This window comes from Mycolicibacillus trivialis, from assembly GCF_002102395.1.
In the GTDB taxonomy this organism is placed as follows: Bacteria; Actinomycetota; Actinomycetes; order Mycobacteriales; family Mycobacteriaceae; genus Mycobacterium; species Mycobacterium triviale.
Window position 1 is genome coordinate 68,838 of record NZ_LQPZ01000016.1, and the last position, 19,325, is coordinate 88,162.

At 71.6% G+C, this 19,325-nt stretch carries 22 protein-coding genes; 10 read left to right on the forward strand and 12 right to left on the reverse strand.

The genetic code is table 11. The features are described from left to right. Positions 1-2: 2 nt before the first annotated feature. Positions 3-386, reverse strand: a complete 384-nt coding sequence (locus AWC30_RS06440; RefSeq protein ID WP_085109371.1) for a nitroreductase family deazaflavin-dependent oxidoreductase — start codon at positions 384-386, stop codon at positions 3-5. A 4-nt stretch (positions 387-390) separates the two neighbouring features. After that, positions 391-774, reverse strand: coding sequence for a nitroreductase family deazaflavin-dependent oxidoreductase (locus tag AWC30_RS06445; RefSeq protein WP_085109372.1), 384 nt, complete (start codon positions 772-774; stop codon positions 391-393). Between the two features lie 108 nt (positions 775-882). On the opposite strand from AWC30_RS06445, the gene hemL reads away from it, so the two are divergent. The 7 genes from hemL (at position 883) to AWC30_RS06480 (ending at position 8,189) form a co-directional block, all read left to right on the forward strand. Beyond that, complete coding sequence (gene hemL, locus AWC30_RS06450) at positions 883-2,193, forward strand: glutamate-1-semialdehyde 2,1-aminomutase (RefSeq protein ID WP_085109487.1); 1,311 nt, start codon at positions 883-885, stop codon at positions 2,191-2,193. Continuing rightward, complete coding sequence (locus tag AWC30_RS06455) at positions 2,193-2,801, forward strand: histidine phosphatase family protein (protein WP_085109373.1); 609 nt, start codon at positions 2,193-2,195, stop codon at positions 2,799-2,801. The genes hemL and AWC30_RS06455 overlap by 1 nt, the downstream gene beginning before the upstream one ends. 2 nt (positions 2,802-2,803) lie before the next feature. Then, entirely contained in the window at positions 2,804-3,421 is a 618-nt protein-coding gene (locus AWC30_RS06460) for a TlpA disulfide reductase family protein (RefSeq protein ID WP_085109374.1), read from the forward strand. Beyond that, a complete protein-coding gene (locus AWC30_RS06465) occupies positions 3,418-4,218 on the forward strand; it encodes a cytochrome c biogenesis CcdA family protein (RefSeq protein ID WP_085109375.1) in 801 nt (266 codons plus the stop codon). Before AWC30_RS06460 ends, AWC30_RS06465 begins: the two co-directional genes overlap by 4 nt. Further along, a complete protein-coding gene (gene resB / locus AWC30_RS06470) occupies positions 4,218-5,825 on the forward strand; it encodes a cytochrome c biogenesis protein ResB (RefSeq protein ID WP_085109376.1) in 1,608 nt (535 codons plus the stop codon). The genes AWC30_RS06465 and resB overlap by 1 nt, the downstream gene beginning before the upstream one ends. Continuing rightward, positions 5,825-6,802 carry a c-type cytochrome biogenesis protein CcsB gene (gene ccsB / locus AWC30_RS06475; RefSeq protein WP_085109377.1) on the forward strand — a complete coding sequence of 326 codons (978 nt, stop codon included), beginning with the start codon at positions 5,825-5,827 and terminating at the stop codon, positions 6,800-6,802. The genes resB and ccsB overlap by 1 nt, the downstream gene beginning before the upstream one ends. Positions 6,803-6,965: 163 nt before the next feature. Beyond that, positions 6,966-8,189: a MinD/ParA family ATP-binding protein gene (locus AWC30_RS06480; protein ID WP_372507103.1), complete on the forward strand. Its 1,224-nt coding sequence runs from the start codon at positions 6,966-6,968 to the stop codon at positions 8,187-8,189. 27 nt (positions 8,190-8,216) lie between these two features. On the opposite strand, the gene AWC30_RS17355 is transcribed toward AWC30_RS06480, so the two are convergent. Beyond that, positions 8,217-8,375: a hypothetical protein gene (locus tag AWC30_RS17355; protein WP_109561951.1), complete on the reverse strand. Its 159-nt coding sequence runs from the start codon at positions 8,373-8,375 to the stop codon at positions 8,217-8,219. A gap of 46 nt (positions 8,376-8,421) precedes the next feature. Here AWC30_RS17355 and AWC30_RS06485 point away from each other — a divergent pair, with 46 nt between their 5' ends. Further along, on the forward strand, positions 8,422-8,742 hold the full coding sequence (locus tag AWC30_RS06485) for a DUF4229 domain-containing protein (RefSeq protein ID WP_085109379.1): 321 nt from the start codon (positions 8,422-8,424) through the stop codon (positions 8,740-8,742). 9 nt (positions 8,743-8,751) lie between these two features. On the opposite strand, the gene AWC30_RS06490 is transcribed toward AWC30_RS06485, so the two are convergent. Both AWC30_RS06490 and AWC30_RS06495 read right to left on the reverse strand, forming a co-directional pair. Continuing rightward, positions 8,752-9,624 carry a 1,4-dihydroxy-2-naphthoate polyprenyltransferase gene (locus AWC30_RS06490; protein WP_085109380.1) on the reverse strand — a complete coding sequence of 291 codons (873 nt, stop codon included), beginning with the start codon at positions 9,622-9,624 and terminating at the stop codon, positions 8,752-8,754. A 25-nt stretch (positions 9,625-9,649) separates the two neighbouring features. After that, positions 9,650-10,201, reverse strand: coding sequence for a TetR/AcrR family transcriptional regulator (locus tag AWC30_RS06495; RefSeq protein WP_165756450.1), 552 nt, complete (start codon positions 10,199-10,201; stop codon positions 9,650-9,652). A gap of 125 nt (positions 10,202-10,326) precedes the next feature. Here AWC30_RS06495 and AWC30_RS06500 point away from each other — a divergent pair, with 125 nt between their 5' ends. Together AWC30_RS06500 and AWC30_RS06505 are read left to right on the forward strand one after the other, a co-directional pair. After that, entirely contained in the window at positions 10,327-13,374 is a 3,048-nt protein-coding gene (locus tag AWC30_RS06500) for an MMPL family transporter (protein WP_085109382.1), read from the forward strand. A gap of 26 nt (positions 13,375-13,400) precedes the next feature. Next, a complete protein-coding gene (locus AWC30_RS06505) occupies positions 13,401-14,177 on the forward strand; it encodes an S-methyl-5'-thioadenosine phosphorylase (RefSeq protein WP_109561961.1) in 777 nt (258 codons plus the stop codon). Positions 14,178-14,183: 6 nt separating this feature from the next. Here the strand turns inward: AWC30_RS06505 and menE are convergent, their stop codons facing one another. The 7 genes from menE to AWC30_RS06540 form a co-directional block, all read right to left on the reverse strand. Continuing rightward, positions 14,184-15,305 carry an o-succinylbenzoate--CoA ligase gene (menE, locus tag AWC30_RS06510; protein ID WP_272937746.1) on the reverse strand — a complete coding sequence of 374 codons (1,122 nt, stop codon included), beginning with the start codon at positions 15,303-15,305 and terminating at the stop codon, positions 14,184-14,186. Between the two features lie 14 nt (positions 15,306-15,319). Next, complete coding sequence (locus AWC30_RS06515; protein WP_085109490.1) at positions 15,320-15,649, reverse strand: DUF3349 domain-containing protein; 330 nt, start codon at positions 15,647-15,649, stop codon at positions 15,320-15,322. Between the two features lie 56 nt (positions 15,650-15,705). After that, on the reverse strand, positions 15,706-16,002 hold the full coding sequence (locus AWC30_RS06520) for a hypothetical protein (protein ID WP_085109383.1): 297 nt from the start codon (positions 16,000-16,002) through the stop codon (positions 15,706-15,708). Next, entirely contained in the window at positions 15,999-17,237 is a 1,239-nt protein-coding gene (locus AWC30_RS06525; RefSeq protein ID WP_085109384.1) for an inorganic phosphate transporter, read from the reverse strand. Before AWC30_RS06525 ends, AWC30_RS06520 begins: the two co-directional genes overlap by 4 nt. 82 nt (positions 17,238-17,319) lie before the next feature. After that, complete coding sequence (locus tag AWC30_RS06530; protein WP_085109385.1) at positions 17,320-17,715, reverse strand: VOC family protein; 396 nt, start codon at positions 17,713-17,715, stop codon at positions 17,320-17,322. 13 nt (positions 17,716-17,728) lie between these two features. Continuing rightward, positions 17,729-18,619, reverse strand: a complete 891-nt coding sequence (locus AWC30_RS06535; protein WP_085109386.1) for an SDR family oxidoreductase — start codon at positions 18,617-18,619, stop codon at positions 17,729-17,731. A 43-nt stretch (positions 18,620-18,662) separates the two neighbouring features. Next, on the reverse strand, positions 18,663-19,319 hold the full coding sequence (locus tag AWC30_RS06540; protein ID WP_085109387.1) for a biliverdin-producing heme oxygenase: 657 nt from the start codon (positions 19,317-19,319) through the stop codon (positions 18,663-18,665). Positions 19,320-19,325 lie beyond the last annotated feature (6 nt).

Here is a 19,325-nt window from a genome sequence, read left to right on the forward strand (position 1 = left end):
ACTCAGTCGGAGCGGGTCAACAACAGCGTGTAGTCGACGTTGGCGCGCTCGAGGATCTGCCGCCACGGCGACTTGAGCAGCGGTGCGGCCTCGCTGGTGGGCAGCACCCGCGGGTTGGTGACCGCGAAGGTCTTGCCGTACATCTTCGCCCGCCCGCCACCGGCGGCCTGCAGGTTCTTCAACCAGTCCCGCTCCGGGCCGTACACCAGCGCCACCGCCACCCCGTCCGGGGTGGCGAACATCGACACCGGCGTGCGGTAGGTCTTCCCGGACCGCCGCCCGGTGTGCTCGATGATCGACCACAGCGGCACCCAGCCCGAGATCGGGCGGAACAGCGGGTTGGTCACCACCCGGTTGAACTCGGCGCGTCGCTGCGAGAACTTCACCGGCTCACTTCTCCCTGGTCAGCAGCACGGCGTTGTCGAAAGGCAGTCGGGCGAACACGGCGCGCGCCCTGCCGCTGACCTTGGCCGCGGCCTCGGCCTTACTCACCACCCGCGGATCGGTGACCGCGAACGTTGTTCCGTGGCGCTCCATCCGCCCACCCCCGGCGGCCAGGATGTTCTTCAGCCAATCCCGGTCCGGACCGTAGGTCAGCAGAATTGCCACCCCGTCGTCGGTGCTGAACACGCTCAGCGGGGTGCGGTAGACGGTGCCGGAACGACGCCCCACGTGCTCGAGGATCCCGAACGTCGGCGCTCGCCCCGCCCACAGTCGCTGGATCGGGTTGGTGACATGCCGGTTGAACCGGGCCAGGCGCTGGGGTAGTTGCATGACCCCATCCAACCGGCGAACCGGCGCCACCTCAAGGCCCCCGCCGCCCGGCAGCCGAAACTACACCCTGTAGTCGAGTCGGTTTCACGGGCTGGGACACTGGTGGCCATGCCCACTGAGCAGGTCACGACCGCGTCGGCGGAGCTGTTCGCCCGCGCCTGCGCGGTCACCCCCGGCGGAGTGAACTCCCCGGTGCGAGCCTTCGCCGCCGTCGGCGGCACCCCGCGTTTCATCGCCTCGGCCGACGGCTGCCGGCTCACCGACGCCGACGGCAACCGCTACATCGACCTGGTCTGCTCCTGGGGGCCGATGATCCTCGGCCACGCCCACCCCGCGGTCGTCGAGGCGGTCAGCGCCGCCGCAGCCGGGGGACTGTCCTTCGGCGCCCCGACCGAGGCCGAGACCCACCTGGCCGCCGAAATCATCGACCGCGTCGCGCCGGTGCAGAAGCTGCGCCTGGTCAACTCCGGCACCGAGGCGACCATGACCGCGATCCGGCTGGCCCGCGGCGCCACCGGCCGCGCCAAGATCATCAAATTCGCCGGCTGCTACCACGGCCACGTCGACGCCCTGCTGGCCGACGCCGGCTCCGGGGTGGCCACCCTGGGCCTGCCCGCCTCGCCGGGGGTGACCGGGGCCAGCGCCGCCGACACCCTGGTGCTGCCCTACAACGACCTCGACGCGGTCGCCGACGCCTTCGCTCGCTACGGCGACGAGATCGCCGCGGTGATCACCGAGGCCAGCCCGGGCAACATGGGCGTCGTCCCGCCCGCGCCCGGTTTCAACGCCGGGCTGCGTCGCCTCACCGCCGAGCACGGCGCGCTGCTCATCCTCGATGAGGTGATGACCGGATTCCGGGTCAGCCGGGCCGGCTGGTACGGCCTGGACCCGGTCGAGGCCGACCTGTTCACCTTCGGCAAGGTGATGAGCGGCGGGCTGCCCGCCGCCGCGTTCGGCGGCAGCGCCGAGGTGATGGAGCGCCTCGCCCCGCTGGGCCCGGTGTATCAGGCCGGCACCCTGTCCGGGAACCCGGTGGCCGTCGCCGCCGGGCTGGCCACCCTGCGCGCCGCCGACGCCGACGTCTACACCGCCCTCGACGCCAACGCCGACCGCCTCGCCGGGCTGCTTTCCGACGCGTTCACCACCGCCGGTGTGGCCCATCAGATCCCACGCGCGGGCAACATGCTCAGCGTGTTCTTCACCGAGGAACCGGTCACCGACTTCGCCGCGGCCCGCGCCAGCCAGACCTTCCGGTACGCGCCGTTCTTCCACGCGCTGCTGCAGGCCGGTGTTTACCCGCCGTGCAGCGCCTTCGAGGCGTGGTTCGTCTCCGCTGCCCTCGACGACGCCGCGTTCGACCAGATCGCCGAGGCGCTGCCCGCCGCCGCGGCCGCCGCCGCCCGGGTGGAGCAACCCTGATGGCCGAGCAGACCCGCATCCACCTGATCCGCCACGGCGAGGTCTACAACCCCGACGGCATCCTCTACGGGCGGCTGCCCGGCTTCCGGCTCTCCGACAAGGGGCGCGCCCAGGCCGCCGCGGTGGCCGCGGCGTTGGCCGACCGCGACATCGTCGCGGTGATCGCCTCCCCGCTGCAACGCGCCCAGGAGACCGCCGCACCGATCGCCGCCGCGCACGATCTGCCGGTCGACACCGACCCCGACCTGATCGAATCGGCCAACTTCTTCGAGGGCCGCCGCGTCTCGCCCGGCGACGGGGCGTGGCGCGACCCGCGGGTGTGGTGGCGGTTGCGCAACCCGTTCACCCCGTCCTGGGGGGAGCCGTACAAGAAGATCGCCGCCCGGATGAGCGCCGCGGTGGACAAGGCCCGCGCCCGCGCCGCCGGCCACGAGGCGGTCTGCGTCTCCCACCAGCTCCCGGTCTGGACCGCCCGCATGCACCTGACCGGCAGCCGACTCTGGCACGACCCGCGCAGCCGGGAATGCGCGGTGGCGTCGGTGACCAGCCTGGTCTACGACGGTGATCGGCTCGTCGACGTGGTCTACAGCGAGCCGGCGGGCCAGTGAGCGTGGCGCGGCGGCTGGTCGGGTGGGCGGTGCTCGCCCTCCTGGTCGTCTGCGCCGGCTGCGCCACCGGTGACGACGCCGTCGCCCAGAACGGCACCTTCGAGTTCGTCTCCCCGGGCGGCAAGACCGACATCTTCTACGACCCGCCGGAAGACCGCGGCAAGCCCGGACCGTTCTCCGGACCCGACCTGATGGACCCCGATGCCACCCTGTCGCTCAGCGACTTCGCCGGCCAGGTCGTCGTGGTCAACGTCTGGGGCCAGTGGTGCGGGCCGTGCCGCACCGAGATCGGTGAGCTGCAGCGGGTCTACGACGCCACCCGCGCTTCCGGGGTGACGTTCCTGGGCATCGACGTCCGCGACTACAACCGGGCTGCCGCGCAGGACTTCATCACCGACCGGCAGGTGACCTTCCCGTCGATCTACGACCCGGCCCTGCGCACCCTGATCGCCTTCGGCGGCAAGTACCCGACCGCGGTGGTGCCCTCGACGCTGGTGCTCGACCGCCAACACCGGGTCGCGGCGGTGTTCCTGCGCGAACTGCTCGCCGAGGACCTGCAGCCGGTGGTCGAGCGGCTGGCCGCCGAACCCGCCGAGTCCGCGACCCCGGGGCCGGCATGATCGCGACGATCCCGACCGCGACGATCGATTTCACCGAGACCGCCGCCAGCGGACCCGTCCTGCTGGCGCTGGCGGTCTCGGTGCTGGCCGGGCTGGTGTCCTTCGCCTCACCGTGCGTGGTGCCGCTGGTACCCGGCTACCTGTCGTATCTGGCCGCGGCGGTCGGCGCCGACGACGACGCCCCCGGCACGGTGAGCGCTCCACCGCGCCACCGCTGGCGGGTCGCCGGGTCTGCCGCACTGTTCGTCGCCGGGTTCACCGTCGTGTTCGTGGCGGGCACCGTCGCGGTGCTCGGCTTGACCACCACGCTGGTGAGCAACCAGTTGCTGCTGCAGCGCATCGGCGGCGTGCTCACGATCGTGATGGGTTTGGTGTTCATCGGCTACATCCCCGCCCTGCAACACCAGGTCCGGTTCAGCCCCCGGCAGGTCTCCACGCTGGCCGGCGCGCCCCTGCTGGGTGCGGTGTTCGCGCTGGGCTGGACCCCCTGCCTGGGGCCGACGCTGGCCGGGGTGGTGACCGTGGCATCGGCCACCGACGGCGCATCGGTGGCCCGCGGGGTGGCGCTGGTGATCGCCTACTGCCTGGGCCTCGGCATCCCGTTCGTGCTGCTCGCCCTGGGCTCGGCGCGCGCGATGGCCGGGCTGGGCTGGCTGCGTCGGCACACCCGCACCATCCAGGTCATCGGTGGGCTGCTGCTCATCGCCGTCGGTGCCGCACTGGTCACCGGCGTGTGGAACGAGTTCGTCTCCTGGGTGCGCGACGCTCTGGTCTCCAACGTCAGGCTGCCGATCTGATGCCGCGACTGCTCCCCCGCGCCGGCCAACGAGCCCGCAACACCTGGCGCACCCTGACCTCGATGGGCACCGCCCTGGTGCTGCTGTTCCTGCTGGCGCTGGGCGCCATCCCCGGCGCCCTGGTGCCGCAGCGCAGCCTCAACGCCAGCAAGGTCGACGAGTACCTGCTCGACCATCCACGGTTGGGGCCGTGGCTGGACCGGCTGCAGATGTTCGACGTCTTCAGCAGCTTCTGGTTCACCGCGGTCTATGTGCTGCTGTTCATCTCGCTGATCGGGTGTTTGACCCCGCGCACCCTCGAGCATCTGCGCAGCCTGCGCGCGGTGCCGGTGGCCGCGCCCCGCAAACTGGCCCGGCTGCCCAAACACGCCACCGCCGCGGTGACCGGCGAGCCGGCCGACGTCGCGGCCGCCATGGGCGGGCGACTGCGGGGCTGGCGGCGCACCACCCGCACCACCGACACCGCGGTGGAGGTCTCCGCCGAGAAGGGCTATCTGCGCGAGTTCGGCAACCTCGCCTTCCACTTCGCGCTGCTGGGCCTGCTGGCCGCGGTCGCGGTCGGCAAACTCTTCGGCTACGAGGGCAGCGTCATCGTCGTCGCCGACGGCGGCCCCGGATTCTGCTCGGCGTCGCCGGCCGCCTTCGACTCCTTCCACGCCGGGCTCACCGTCGACGGCACCGACCTGGACCCGATGTGCTTCCGGGTCAACGACTTCCGCGCCGACTATCTGCCGACCGGGCAGGCCACCTCCTACAGCGCCGACATCGACTATCAGGCCGGTGACAAGGTCGCCCAGGACATCTGGCAGCCCTACCACCTGCGGGTCAACCACCCGCTGCGCATCGGCGGCAACCGCATCTACCTGCAGGGCCACGGCTACGCCCCGACCTTCACCGTCATCTTCCCGGACGGCCAACAGCGCACCCAGACCATCCAGTTCCGGCCCGACGACCAGAAGACGCTGCTGTCGTCGGGCGCGCTGCGGTTCGACCCGCCCGCGGGCACCTACCGCGACCCCGACGTGCGTCGCAAGAACCAGATCGCCATCCAGGGCCTGTTCGCCCCGACCGAGGAACTCGACGGCACGCTGCTGTCGTCGTCGTTCCCGGCCATGGAGAACCCGGCGGTGGCCATCGACGTGTTCCGCGGCGACACCGGCCTGGACAGCGGTCGCCCGCAGTCGCTGTTCACCCTCGACCACCGGCTGATGGAGCAGGGCCGGCTGAGCAAGGTGGGCCGCGCCAACCTGCGTCCCGGGAAAGCGTTGGACCTGGACGACGGCACCGTGGTGCGCTTCGACGGCGCCGTCCCGTTCGTCAACCTGCAGGTCTCCCACGACCCCGGCCAGGTGTGGGTGCTGGTGTTCGCGATGGCGATGATGGCCGGGTTGGTCTGCTCGTTGATCGTGCGCAGACGCCGGATCTGGATTCGGGTCACACCGGCCGGTCCGGGTACGGTGAACGTCGAGCTGGGCGGGCTGGCACGCACCGACAACGCCGGCTGGGGCGATGAATTCGAACGCCTCACCGGTCGGCTGCTCGCCGGGTTCGCCCCCGAGCAGGACACCGCGGCGACGGCCGGCGCCGGAACGAAGGAGTCGCGCTGATGAACACCACCCACATCGACGTCGGGCTCGCCCGCTACTCCGACTGGGCGTTCACCTCCTCGCTGATCGTGCTGGTGCTGGCGCTGCTGCTGCTGGCCGTCGAACTGGCCTACACCGGCAGCCGCCGCGTCGCCGAACGTGAACTGGTCGCCGCCGGCTCGGTCAGCGCCGACAGCGCGACCCCCGGCGTGGTGACCGCGGCACCGACCCGGCCGCTGGACGAACGCGTCGGCGGCGCCGGGCTGGCGCTGGCCTACCTGGGCATGGCCCTGCTGGCCGCGTGCATCGTGTTGCGTGGCCTCGCCACCCACCGGGTGCCCTGGGGCAACATGTACGAGTTCATCAACCTGACCTGCTTCTGCGGGCTGGTGGCCGCCGCGGTGGTGTTGCGCCGGCCACGGTTCCGCTCGCTGTGGGTGTTCGTGCTGGTGCCGGTGCTGATCCTGCTGGCGATCTCCGGGCACTGGCTCTACAGCAACGCCGCCCCGGTGATGCCGGCGCTGCAGTCCTACTGGCTGCCGATCCACGTCTCGGTGGTCAGCCTGGGGTCGGGGGTGTTCGTCGTCGCCGGGGTGGCCAGCATCCTGTTCCTGGCGCGCACCTCCCGACTCGGCGACCCGCAGACCCCCGGCGCACTGGCCCGGCTGGTCCAACGGTTGCCCGACGCCCAGACCCTCGACCGCATCGCCTACCGGACCACGATCTTCGGGTTCCCGGTGTTCGGCTTCGGGGTCATCTTCGGCGCCATCTGGGCCGAGGAGGCCTGGGGCCGCTACTGGGGCTGGGACCCCAAGGAGACGGTGTCGTTCATCGCGTGGGTGGTCTACGCCGCCTACCTGCACGCCCGGTCCACAGCCGGCTGGCGGGACCGGCGCGCCGCCTGGATCAACGTCGTCGGCTTCGTCGCGATGGTGTTCAACCTGTTCTTCATCAACCTGGTCACCGTCGGCCTGCACTCCTACGCCGGGGTGGGCTGAACCTGCAGCATCCCGCAGGCTGCGTTATCGTGCGGTGTCAGCCTATTTCGGGTAGATCCAGGGGGAGCCTCACTTGTCCGAGCATTCGTCCGGCGACGACACGTTCCACGATCCGGCAGGTCAGCCGCAACGGCACCGGCAGGGCGAGGAGGAGCACACCCGCATCCTGGGCAAGCCGCTGCGTGACGACACCGACGAGCACAGCTTCGGTGGCTTCCGCACCGAACAGCGGTTCGCCGAACCCGGCGGGACCCGGCCCTGGCCCACCCCGGCGATGGGGATCCCGCGGCCGATGGAGCAGGCCCCGCCGGTCTACCACGGCCCGGCCGCCGCACCCAGCTTCCAGGGGCCGACCGATCCGCCGTCGCCGGTCACCCAGCAGCACACGTTGGCGCCGCAGCCGTTGATGCCGCCGGCGCAGCCGCCGCACCAGGAGACCCCGGCCGGCTACTCCGACCTGTCGACCACCACGCTGTTGCGGCAGGTCAAGCCGCCGCCGTCGGGTGGGTGGCGCAAGCTGCTCTACACCCTGTCGGGGCATCTGATCAATGTCGGGGAGAGCCCGCGCACCATCCGCAACAACAACCTGATGGTGCAGGCCAACAAGCCGTTGCAGGGCTGCTACCGCATCGCGCTGCTGTCGCTGAAGGGCGGGGTCGGCAAGACCACGATGACCGCCACGCTGGGGGCGACGTTCGCCTCGATCCGCGGGGACCGGGTGGTGGCCGTCGACGCCAACCCCGACCGCGGGACGCTGAGCCAGAAGGTGCCGATGGAGACCCCGGCCACCGTGCGGCACCTGCTGCGTGACGCCGACGGCATCGCCCGCTACAGCGATGTGCGCAGCTACACCAACCAGGGGCCCAGCCGGCTGGAGGTGCTGGCCTCCGAAAGCGACCCGGCGGTCTCCGAGGCGTTCTCCGCCGACGACTACCGGCGCACCCTGGAGGTGCTGGAACGCTTCTACAGCCTGGTGCTCACCGACTGCGGGACCGGGCTGATGCACTCGGCGATGGACGGCGTGCTGGACAAGGCCGACGCGCTGATCATCGTCAGCTCCGGCTCGGTGGACGGCGCGCGCAGCGCCTCGGCGACGCTGGACTGGCTGGACGCGCACGGCCACCAGGACCTGGTGCGCAACTCGATCGCGGTGATCAACGCGGTACGCCCGCGGTCCGGGAAGGTCGACATGCACAAGGTGGTCGACCACTTCTCGCGGCGGTGCCGGGCGGTGCGGCTGGTGCCGTTCGACCCGCACCTGGAGGAGGGCGCGGAGATCGACCTGGCCCGCCTCAAGCGCGAGACCCGCGAGGCGCTGCTCGAGCTGGCAGCCGTCGTCGCCGGCGGGTTCCCCGACATCGACCGGTCCAACGAACACTTCGTCTGATCAGCGGGCTTGAGCGGCCCGGGGCGCTCAGCGCGGTTTGTTGTCGTCGCGGCTGAGCCGGGCGAGGAACTCCGGATCGTCGTCCGGCCCGATCACCCGGGTCTTCGGCCGATGCTGGACCTGGGTCGCCCGCCAGCCAAGGTAAACCAGCGTCCCCAACGCCAGCATGAGGAGCAGGTAGATCACGGAACACCTCCTGGGCTCGAATATACCTGCGACGTAGGCTGCAGCTGTGAGTGAACGTCAGCAATCCGGTCTGCGAGCGGTTTTCGACATCTTCCTGTACTCCCTGCTGCGGCTGGGACTGGTCGCGGTGCTCACCGCGGTGATCTTCGGGGTAGCGCGCCTGCTCGGCATCGACGATCTGCCGCTGGTGGTGGCGCTGGGGTTCGCCTTCATCGTCGGGCTGCCGCTGGGGATCTGGCTGTTCGCACCGCAGCGTCGCCGCGCCACCGCGGATCTGGCCGCGGCGGGGGAGCGACGCCGCCGCGACCGCGAGCAGCTGCACGCCCGGCTGCGCGGCGAAGAACCCGACGAGAAGCCCGCGGACTAGGCGCCGCGCTCACCTCGCCAGAGCCAGCGCACCGGCGACGGCGACCGCCCACACCAGCAGCGTCAGGCCGGTGTCGCGCAACACGGGGATCAGCTCTGCGCCGTGCCGCCCGCCGCGCACCGGGGCCGCGGCCCGCACCGCCAGCGGTGTGGCGAGGAACCCCAGAGCACACCAGGGAGTCGCCGCGGTCATCGCGAGCGTGGCGAGGGCGGCCACCGCAAGCAGGCTCAGGAACAGTGTTCGGGTGCGGCTGTCGCCGAGGCGCACCGCGAGGGTGATCTTGCCGGAGGCCGCATCGGTGGGGATGTCGCGCAGATTGTTGGCGACCAGCACCGCCGACGACAGCGCCCCGGCCGCCACCGCTGCCGCCACCCCCACCCAGTCGATGCGCAGCGCCTGGGTGTACTGGGTGCCCAGCACCGCGACCAGCCCGAAGAACACGAACACCGCGACCTCGCCGAGCCCGGCATAACCGTAGGGTCGGCTACCGCCGGTGTAGAGCCACGCGCCGGCGATGCACACCGCACCGACTGCGATCAGCCACGGCGCGCTCAGCAATGCCAGCGTCAACCCGGCGGCCCCGCCGAGTAGCAGCGCGCCGACCGCGACCGCGCGAACGGCCTGCGGCGTGGCCAGCTTCGCGCCGACGAGGCGCACCGGTCCGGTGCGGTCGTCGTCGGTGCCGCGGATGCCGTCGGAATAGTCGTTGGCGTAGTTGACCCCGACGATCAGGGCGACGGCCACCAGCAGCGCCAGCCCGGCGCGCAGGAGGTCGGCGCCGCCCGCCCAGGCTGCCGCCCCGCTGCCGGCGATGACGGGCGCGACGGCGTTGGGCAGGGTGCGGGGCCGGGCACCGGCGATCCACTGCGCGAGACTGGCCACCGCACGATCCTGTCATGACCGCGGGTCAGGGCCCGGCGGGCACCGCGGTGGCTAGCAGCACGTCGAGTTCGGCGACGACGTCGTCGAGGGGTGCGGTGGAGCGCTGACTGCGGCACAGCACCACCGCCCCTTCGACGGCGGCGACGGTCATGGTGGCCAGCCGGGCGGCCCGGTCGGCGTCGGCCCCGGCGTCGACGAGCGTCGAGCACAGCGCATCGTGCCAACGGTCGAAGATCGCGGCCGTCGCGCTGCGCAGTGGTTCGTCGTCGGGGGATCCGCCGACCGCGGCCGAGACGATCGGGCAGCCGGCCTGGAAATCGGAGTCGCGCAGCGCCGACGCCCACAGGTCGCCGAACCGGTGCAGCGCGGTGCGCGGGTCACCGGCGGCGAGTTGCTCGACGACCCCGCTGAGCCCATCGCCGGCCATACCCAGCGCCGCGGCCATCAGCTCGGCGCGCCCGCCGGGGAAGTGGTGATACACCGACCCGCGCGGGCAGCGGCTGTGGGTGAGGACCGCGTCGACGGTGACGGCGGCGGCGCCGCGCTCGCGCAGCAGGGCGATGGCACTAGCCAGCATCTTCGTCCGCGTCCCGGTGCGCGTCCCCACGTCGGTCCCTTCGCCGCTCGAGCATTGCCGTGAAATTATGCTATGTTGCAGAGCATAATTTGTCCAGAACGACACACCTGTCCGAGGGGAACCCGATGAGCGGCACCCACCACCTGGAGTCCGCCGGCCGCCTGGCCCGCCGCTGCGCACGCCACGCGCCCTGGGTGATGCTGCTCTGGCTGGTCGCCGCGGGCACGCTGAACCTGGCGATCCCGCAGCTGGAACGCACGGTGGAAGAACACTCCGCGCCGTTCACCCCGGAAAGCGCCACCACCGACACGTTGCGGGCGATGTCCCGCGACTTCGGGGTCCCGGATTCCACCGCGGTCGGCGCGATCGTCCTGTCCGCGGACCGTGAACTCGGGCCCGCCGACAGCGACTACTACCACCGGCTGGTGCAGCGCCTGAACGACGACCACGACAACATCGCCTACGTACTCGACATGTTCGGCACCCCCGGGTTGGAGGACCTGGGCCGCAGCCCCGACGGCGAAGCGATCCAGCTGATGCTGGCCACCACCGGCGACGTCGGATCGACGCGGGCGCATCGCTCCACTGAGGAGGTCCGCGCCCTCATCGCCGACCTGCCCCGGCCCGACGGCCTACAGGTCAATTTCACCGGCCCGTCGCCGACCCTGTCGGACCTGTTCTCGGCGATCGACACCTCACTGCTGATCATCACCGCGGTCTCGGTCGCGCTGATCACCCTGTTGTTGCTGGTGGTCTACCGCTCGTTGCTGACCGCGCTCATCCCGCTGCTGACCGTCGGCGTCTCGCTGGGCGTGGCCCGACCGATCATCTCCCTGCTCGGCGCCCACGATCTGCTCCCGGTCTCCAACTTCACCATCGCGCTGACCACCGCGATGGTGCTGGGCGCCGGCACCGACTACGGCATCTTCCTGCTGGCCAGCTACCACGAGGGGCGACGCGGCGGCGCGGCCGTCGAGGACGCGGTCGCCCGCTCCGGGGCGCGCACCGCGGGCATCGTGCTCGCCTCCGCGCTGACGATCGCCGGCGCCGGGTTGGCGATGACGTTCACCAAGATCGGGATGTTCCGCACCGCCGGTCCCCCGATCGCGCTGGCACTCGCGATCACCACCGCGGTCAGCCTCACCCTCACCCCCGCGCTGATGGCGCTGTGGGGCCGCCGCGGCTGGGCTGAACCCCGCCCGCTGAACGAGCGGGCCTGGCGGCACCGCGGCGCCAACATCGTGCGGCATGCCCCGGCGCTGGCGGCCGCCACACTGGCCTTCCTCATCGCCACCAGCGCGGTGCTGCTGACGTTCCGGCCCAACATCGACGAGAACGCGATGCAACTGCACGCCACCGACAGCAAACGGGGCTACCAGGCGGTCTATCAGCATTGGGGCGTCAACGAGGTGGCCCCGGAGTTCCTGGTGATCCGCGCCGACCACGACATGCGCAACACCGCCGACCTGGCCGCCCTCGACCTCATCGCCCGCGCGGTCGGCAACCTGCCGCAGATCGCCTACGTACGCTCGCTGACCCGGCCCGACGGCCGCCCCCTGGCCGAGACCGCGATCGGCTACCAAACCGGCCAGGTCGCCGACGGGCTCGCCGAGGCCGGGCACCGCATCGACGATCAGCTCCCGGCGCTGCGCCGGCTGGCCGCCGGGGTCACCGAGCTGCGCGATGGCGCCGCCGGAGCCGCCGACCGGCTGCCTGCCCTCACCGACGGGGTCCAGGACATCACCGGCCTGGCCCGAACCCTGCTGGCCACCCTCGACTCCGCCGACCGGCTCATCGGCACCCTGTCTGACGGCTCGTTCGACGTCGCCGCGACGGTCGCCACGCTGAGCAGCGCGACCGCGGCGCTGGAGTCGACCGTCGGCGACATCACCGCCGACCGGGCCGCGGCCGTCGACGCGGCCACCGCGTTGCACGCGGTGTTCGATCCGCTCGCCGCCGCCGAGGCCCCGGCGGGCTGCGCCACCGACGCGGATTGCCTGCGCGCCCGGCGCGCCTTCGCCGACCTCAACGACGCGACCGGCGGAAAGGCGCTCGCGGCGATCACCGGAGCGCAACTGCTCGCCCCGCTCGCCCCCGACGAGACCGTCGCCCCTGCGGTGGCCGCCCTGCCGGACCTGCGCGCCACCCTCACCGGCATGCGTGAGCTGCTCGATCGCCTCGACGGACGCTCCCCGGAACAGGCCCGAGCCCAACTCGATTCGCTGACCGCCGGGGTCGCCGAGCTCACCGGCGGGATGACCCGACTGCACGACGGACTCGAACAGGTCAAGGCGGGCACCGACACCATGGTGGCGCTGACCGCCGAACTCAACGCCGGCCTCGACCGGGCCACCGGCTACCTACGTGGGCTCTCCGAGCACACCCGCGACGGCGCCGGGCGCGGCTTCTACCTCCCCGAGGAAGCGGAGAACGATCCACGGTTTGCCGCCGGGGAACGGTTGTTGATCTCGCGGGACGGGCGGACCGCACGCATGATGGCGGTCTGGGCGGTCAACCCGTACGGCCACGACGCGCTGGCCGCGGTTCCGGCGGTGGTCGCTGCTGCCCGCCAGGCCGTCACCGACACCGTGCTGGAACACGCCGAGATCGAGTCGACCGGGCTGGCGTCGCTCTCGCAGAGCCACCTCGACCAGACCTGGCGTGACTTCGCGCTGTTCGGGGTGGTCGCGGTGATCGCGGTGACCCTGGTGCTCATCGTGATGCTGCGCAGCCTGGTGGCGCCGCTGTTGATGATCGGTGCGGTGGTGTTGTCGTTCGGCTCGGCTGCCGGTGTCACCACCTTGATCTGGCAGCACATCATCGGCATCGACGTCGACTGGTCGGTGCTGCCGGTGGCGTTCATGGCGCTGGTGGCCGTTGGCGCGGACTACAGCATGCTGTTCGCCGCCCGCATCCGCGAGGAGTCGCACAGCGGCGTTCTCAGCGGCATCATCCGCGGGTTCGGCAGCACCGGACAGATCATCACCACCGCCGGCGCGGTGTTCGCCCTGACCATGTTCGCGCTGACCAGCGGCACCGTGCTCAACCTGGTGCAGATCGGCTCCACCATCGGGATCGGGCTGCTGCTCGACATCACGGTGGTGCGCACCTACCTGCTGCCCGCGGCGATGAGCCTGCTGGGTGAGCGGATGTGGTGGCCGGCGCGCCGCTGAAACCTGCCATGCGCACAATGGACGGCATGCTCGGAGTGATCGGCGGCAGCGGCTTCTACTCGTTCTTCGACACCGACGCGCGCACGGTCGCCGTCGACACCCCGTACGGCGCACCCAGCGCACCGATCACCCTCGGCACCGTCGGCGAGCGTGAGGTGGCGTTCCTTCCTCGCCACGGCGCGGCCCACGAGTACTCCGCGCACACCGTGCCGTACCGGGCCAACATGTGGGCGCTGCGCAGCGTCGGGGTGCGGCGCATCCTGGCGCCGTGCGCGGTCGGCAGCCTCACCCCGAAGTGGGGGCCGGGCACCGTGGTGGTCCCCGACCAGCTGGTGGACCGAACCCGCGGGAGAGCTGACACCTACTTCGAATCCGGCGGTGTGCACGTCGAATTCGCTGATCCCTACTGCCCGACGTTGCGGTCGGCGGTCACCGATCAGGACGGGGTGGTCGACGGTGCGACGATGGTGGTGATCCAGGGGCCGCGGTTCTCCACCCGTGCGGAGAGCCGCTGGTTCGCTGACGCCGGCTTCGGGCTGATCAACATGACCGGTTACCCGGAGGCTGTGCTGGCCCGCGAGCTGGAGATATGCTATGCCGCAGTCGCTTTGGTGACAGATTTGGATGCCGGGATTGAAGTGGGCAGCGGGGTGCGCACCGTCGACGTGTTCGCCGAGTTCGCCAAGAACATCGGGCCGTTGAAAGCGTTGGTGCGCAACGCACTCGACGCGGTGAGCGACGAACGCACCTGCACGCACTGCCTGGCCCACGACGGGGTCGAGTTGCCGTTCGAACTGCCCTGAGGCCGCTCAGCCCCCGAACCGCCGGACCAGCGCCGCCCGGTCCACCTTGCCGATCCCGCGACGGGGCAACTCGTCGAGCAGATGCACCTCGCGCGGCGCGGCGGTCGGATCCAGGGCGGCGGCGACGTGTTCGCGCAACATCGCCAGCGTCGGTTCCGGCCGCCCGGCGGCCGGCACCACCGCCGCGACCACCCGCTGGCCCAGTCGGTCGTCGGGCAGCCCGAACACCGCGGCGTCGGCGACACCCGGATGGCCGGCCAGCACGGCTTCGACCGGTTGCGGCAGCACGGTGAGCCCGCCGGTGCTGATCGCCTCGTCGGCGCGGCCCAGCACCTGCAGCAGGCCCGAACCATCCAGGGCGCCAACGTCGTCGGTGCGAAACCAGCCTGCCTCGGCGAACGGGTCCGGGCTCGGCGGGTTGCGGTAACCCCGCGCCAGGGTGGGCCCGCCGATCGCGATGCGCCCGTCGGCGCCCAGTCGCAGCCGTACCCCGTCGAGCGGGACACCGTCGTAGACGCAACCGCCTGCGGTCTCGCTCATGCCGTAGCTGCGCACCACCGGCACGCCCGCCGTCTCGGCGGCCGCCCGCACCGGGGCGGGCAGCGGGCCGCCGCCGACGAGCACCGCGTCGAGGCCGGCCAGTGCCGCGGTGGCCGCCGGATCGGCCAGGGCCTTGGCCAGTTGCGCGGCCACCAGTGCGATATACCGGCGGCTCGAGCCCATCTCGGCGATCGCGGCGACCAGCGCGTCCACATCGAAGCCGGCCGCGACGTCCAGAGCGATCGGGGTCGTGCCGGCCAGCACACTGCGCACCAGCACCTGCAGTCCGGCGATGTGGTGGGCCGGTAACGCCAGCAGCCAGCGGCCCGGCCCGCCGAGGCGGGCGTGGGTGGCGGTGGCACTGGCGGAGAGCGCGGCCGCGCTCAGCAGTGCACCCTTGGGGGTTCCGGTGGTCCCCGAGGTGGGCACCACCAGCGCGATGTCGTCGTCGATCGGTTCCCCGGCCCGCAACGCCGGGTCGGGCGGTTCGGTCGGAGCCAGCGGCAACAGCGCCGAGGCACGGCCCTCGAGGACCGCGGTCAGCGCCGGCAGCAGGTCCAACGCCGCCCGGCCGGATCCGACCGGCACCGGGCGCAGGACGGCTATCGGTCCGCTCCCGGGTTCTCCCGCGGGTAATCCGGTGCGGTGTCGCCACGGTCGTCGAGCGGCCAGCCTTTGGCGGCCAGTCGATCCCGGACCCGCGCCACGTCCTCGGGGGAGGGCAGTTCGTCGGTGAATTGGGTGATCGTCACCCCGATGTCGACGTGGTCGAAGTCGCCGCGGCGCATCAGTTCCCGCGCGACCTCTTTGACCTCGTCGCTGGTCAGCCGGCGCGACAACAGCGCCAGCAGTGGGATGTAGTCGTTCTGCGGCACCCCGTCGGGGTACCCGGCGCGCAGCCACGCGACGATGGCGTCGAGGAATCGGTTCACAGCTTCAACTCCCGCTCCACGGCACGCGGTCACCCTGGTACACGACGTCTCCGATGTTACGTGTCGAGCCCGACAGCCTGCGCCCCCAGCACATGCCAGCCGAAGCGGTGGGCCAGGAAGTCGCGGGCGATGTAGAGCACCCCGATCACCACGGCGGCCACCACGATCGCGAAGATCAGCCAACTCAGCGCGACCAGCATCGGGTTGCGACGGGGGACGGTGCCGTCGACGTCGGGGGTGGCGGGCGCGCCCATCCGGACTCCGACCGCGAACAGCGCGGGCAGGGCGCCGCCGACCAGCAGACCGAAGACCAAGATTTTGAGCGTCGCCGACAGGTTGATCCAGGCGCTCACCGCGCGGCGACCTCCCGCGGTGCGGTGAGGTCGGCGGCCGAGTCGGGAACCGGCACCGGCGCCAGTTCGGCGTAGTCCGGCGTCGTCGTCTTGTCGGCGCCGATCCCGCCGGTGAGGCTGCCCTGCCAGTCGTCGTTGACGTTGGTCGGGTCGATGCGCCCCCGCCGCGACCGCAACCAGATCACCAGCGACGCCGACGCCAGCAGCGCGAAGCCCAGCACCACGCCGAGGTAGCCGCCGATCGCGTTGACCAGCAGGTAGGTCAGGGCGCCGACGACCCCGGCCAGCGGCAGGGTGACCAGCCAGGCGGTCACCATCCGGCGGGCCACCCCCCAGCGCACCTGGGCGCCGGGCTTGCCCACCCCGCTGCCCAGCACCGAACCGGTGGCGACCTGGGTGGTCGACAGCGAGTAGCCGAAGTGGCTGGAGAGCAGGATCACCGCCGCGGCGGCCGACTCGGCGGCCATGCCCTGCGGCGGCTTGATCTCGACGAGCCCCTTGCCCAGGGTGCGGATGATCCGCCAGCCGCCCATGTAGGTGCCGGCCGCCATGGCCAACGCGCAGGCCACGATCACCCACAGCGGCGGCACGGTCGCCGACGTCGACACTGCGCCGTAGGACATCAGAGCCAGGAAGATCACGCCCATCGTCTTCTGGGCGTCGTTGGTGCCGTGCGCCAGGGACACCAGCGCCGCCGAACCGATCTGGCCGCGGCGGAAGCCGCGTTCGGTGCGTTTCTCGTCGAGGCCCCGGATGATGCGGTGCACCAGCGCCGTACCGACCGCGGCGACCAGGATGGCCAGCCCGGCGGCGAGGACGGCCGGCACCAGCACCAGCGAGACGACGCCGGTCCACAGCACGCCGTGGCCGCCCACGGCGGCGATCATGGCACCGACGATGCCGCCGATGAGTGCGTGCGAGGAACTCGACGGGATGCCCAGCAGCCAGGTGAGCAGGTTCCACACGATGCCGCCGACCAGGCCGGCGAACAGCAACTCCAGGGTGACCAGGTGCGCGTCGACCAGGCCCTTGGCGATGGTGGCGGCGACCGCGGTGGACAGGAACGCCCCGATCAGGTTGAGCACCGCCGACATCGACACCGCCGCCTTGGGCGAGAGGGCGCCGCTGGCGATCGAGGTCGCCATCGCGTTGCCGGTGTCGTGGAAGCCGTTGGTGAAATCGAAGGCGAGAGCTGTGATCACGACGATGATCAACAGGAACAGCTCGAGGCTCACGGGCTCATTCTCAAGGTCGGGGGCGGTGTTGTCGAATGCATCGGGGGAAAAAACCGCGAGTGTCGCGATTCGTTGCCAGATGTTACCCCGCAGTTAACCTCGGATCGCGCCGAAGTGGGTGGTCGCCGGGCACTTCGACGAAGATCAGGGTGATCCCGTCGGGATCGGTGACGTGCATCTCATGCAGCCCCCACGGTTCGCGCCGCGCCTCCCGGGCGATCGGCACCCCGCGCGACTCCAGTTCGGCCTGGGTGGCGCGCACGTCGCGCACCTGCAGCCACAGCGCCCCGGGAAACGGCGGGGTCCCGGTGTGGGCGGTGCCGTGACCGGCCAGTTCGATCAGGGATTGGCCGGCGAACAAGACCGTGCCCGCGCCGTACTCGCGGGCGATGGCCAGGCCGAGGCGATCGCGGTAGAACTCCACCGACCGGCGGTAGTCGACCGGGCGGAACAGCACCCGGCTGGACAGGATCTCCATCGGCGTCCTCTCGTCAGTTGCCGTGGCGGCGGCTCTCCGGTTGTCCTTTGAGCAAGGTGTTGACCCAGCCGGGGCCGACGACGTCGAGTGCGCGCACCCCGACCGCCAGGCGCGGCGCGATGCGCACCGGGCGGGTGCGGGCGGCGGTCACCATCCAGTCGGCGGCCTCGCCGGCGCTGAGCGCGGGGCGGTCGGCGAAGGCTTTGGTCGGCGCGATCATCGGCGTCGCCACCAGCGGGTAGTACAGCGCGGTGGAGTGCACCCCGCGCCCACCCCACTCGGTCTCCATCACCCGGCTGACCGCCGCCAGCGCCGCCTTGGAGGCGTTGTACACCCCGAACAGCGGGGAGGCCTCGGTCATCACGCCCCAGGTGGCGACGTTGATGATGTGGCCGTCGCCGCGTTCGATCATGCCGGGCGCCAGGCCGCGCACCAGCCGCAGCGGCGCGTAGTAGTTGAGCGAGATCGTGCGCTCTACGTCGTGCCAGCGCTCCAGGGACTCCTCGAGCGGGCGCCGGATGGACCGGCCGGCGTTGTTGACCAGGATGTCCACCCCGCCGAACCGGTCGGTCACCTCGGCGACGAGCTTGTCGATGGCGTCCATGTCGGACAGGTCGGTCGGCAGCGCGGTCGCGTTGCCGCCGGCCGCGGTGATCCGGGCGACCACCTCGTTGAGCAGGTCCTCGCGGCGGGCCACCGCGATCACGGTGGCGCCGTGACGGGCGAAGCGCTCGGCGGCGGCCTCCCCGATGCCCGAGGACGCGCCGGTGAGCAGCACCCGTTTGCCGGACAGCTCGACCGCGTGCGCAGCCGGGCTGTAGAGCCGCAACTGCGGCGCGAGCGGAGGCCGCATCGCGGCCAGGGTGAACTGTTCGGTCAGGCGGCGCAGCGGGTTCTTCGTCACACCCGAAGTCTAGGGGGCGCCGCGGCGGGCGCCCCGCGGCCGGTCAGCGTCGGTAGGACGTCAGGTTGGCGGCCAGTTCGTCGAAGAGCGCGCGGTTTAGGTGGAAGGCCACCTTGACCTCCTCGACCATGGTGTCGATCGCGTCGGCGTCGAGGGGCAGGGCGTCGAGGCGGGCGCGGTAGCCGTCCTTGTACGGCTTGGGGCGCATCGGGAAACGGTAGAAACTCAGCCCGGCGCCGTCGAGGTCGAACGCGCGGTTCAGCAGCGCCCCGATGGCCTGCCCGCCGGACAGGTCGCCGAGGTAGCGGGTGTAGTGGTGGGCGACCAGGGCCCCTGGCCAGTCGGCATCGGTGAGCCGGTCGCGGTAGGCGCGGGCGGCGGGGGAGTCGGGCACCTCGGTGGTCTCCCGGCCGCACGCCGCGGCCCAGTGCGCCAGGTCGGCCTCCAGGGTGGCCAGCCGCTCCAACTCGGGGTCGTAGACGGCGGCCAGCAGCGGGTCGGCGCGGTGGGCGCGCACGGCGTCCTCCAGCGCGGTGTAGATCATCCGAAGCCGCAGCAGGTAGTCGGTGTAACCGTCGGCGTTGATCCGACCGGCCAGCAGTTCGGACATGAACGACGAATGCTCGGCCGCCTCGTGCTCGGCGGTCGTGCCCTCCCGCAGCGCGACGGAGAGCGGGCGGACTGCCTCGAGGGTCAGCATCGGATG

Excerpts from the sequence above, each read along its gene's own strand:
- AWC30_RS06445 (WP_085109372.1), bottom strand. The coding sequence starts at position 774 with ATGCAACTACCCCAGCGCCTGGCCCGGTTCAACCGGCATGTCACCAAC.
- hemL (WP_085109487.1), top strand. The coding sequence starts at position 883 with ATGCCCACTGAGCAGGTCACGACCGCGTCGGCGGAGCTGTTCGCCCGC.
- AWC30_RS06455 (WP_085109373.1), top strand. The coding sequence starts at position 2,193 with ATGGCCGAGCAGACCCGCATCCACCTGATCCGCCACGGCGAGGTCTAC.
- AWC30_RS06465 (WP_085109375.1), top strand. The coding sequence starts at position 3,418 with ATGATCGCGACGATCCCGACCGCGACGATCGATTTCACCGAGACCGCC.
- resB (WP_085109376.1), top strand. The coding sequence starts at position 4,218 with ATGCCGCGACTGCTCCCCCGCGCCGGCCAACGAGCCCGCAACACCTGG.
- ccsB (WP_085109377.1), top strand. The coding sequence starts at position 5,825 with ATGAACACCACCCACATCGACGTCGGGCTCGCCCGCTACTCCGACTGG.
- AWC30_RS06495 (WP_165756450.1), bottom strand. The coding sequence starts at position 10,201 with ATGCTGGCTAGTGCCATCGCCCTGCTGCGCGAGCGCGGCGCCGCCGCC.
- AWC30_RS06500 (WP_085109382.1), top strand. The coding sequence starts at position 10,327 with ATGAGCGGCACCCACCACCTGGAGTCCGCCGGCCGCCTGGCCCGCCGC.
- AWC30_RS06505 (WP_109561961.1), top strand. The coding sequence starts at position 13,401 with ATGCTCGGAGTGATCGGCGGCAGCGGCTTCTACTCGTTCTTCGACACC.
- AWC30_RS06530 (WP_085109385.1), bottom strand. The coding sequence starts at position 17,715 with ATGGAGATCCTGTCCAGCCGGGTGCTGTTCCGCCCGGTCGACTACCGC.
- AWC30_RS06540 (WP_085109387.1), bottom strand. The coding sequence starts at position 19,319 with ATGCTGACCCTCGAGGCAGTCCGCCCGCTCTCCGTCGCGCTGCGGGAG.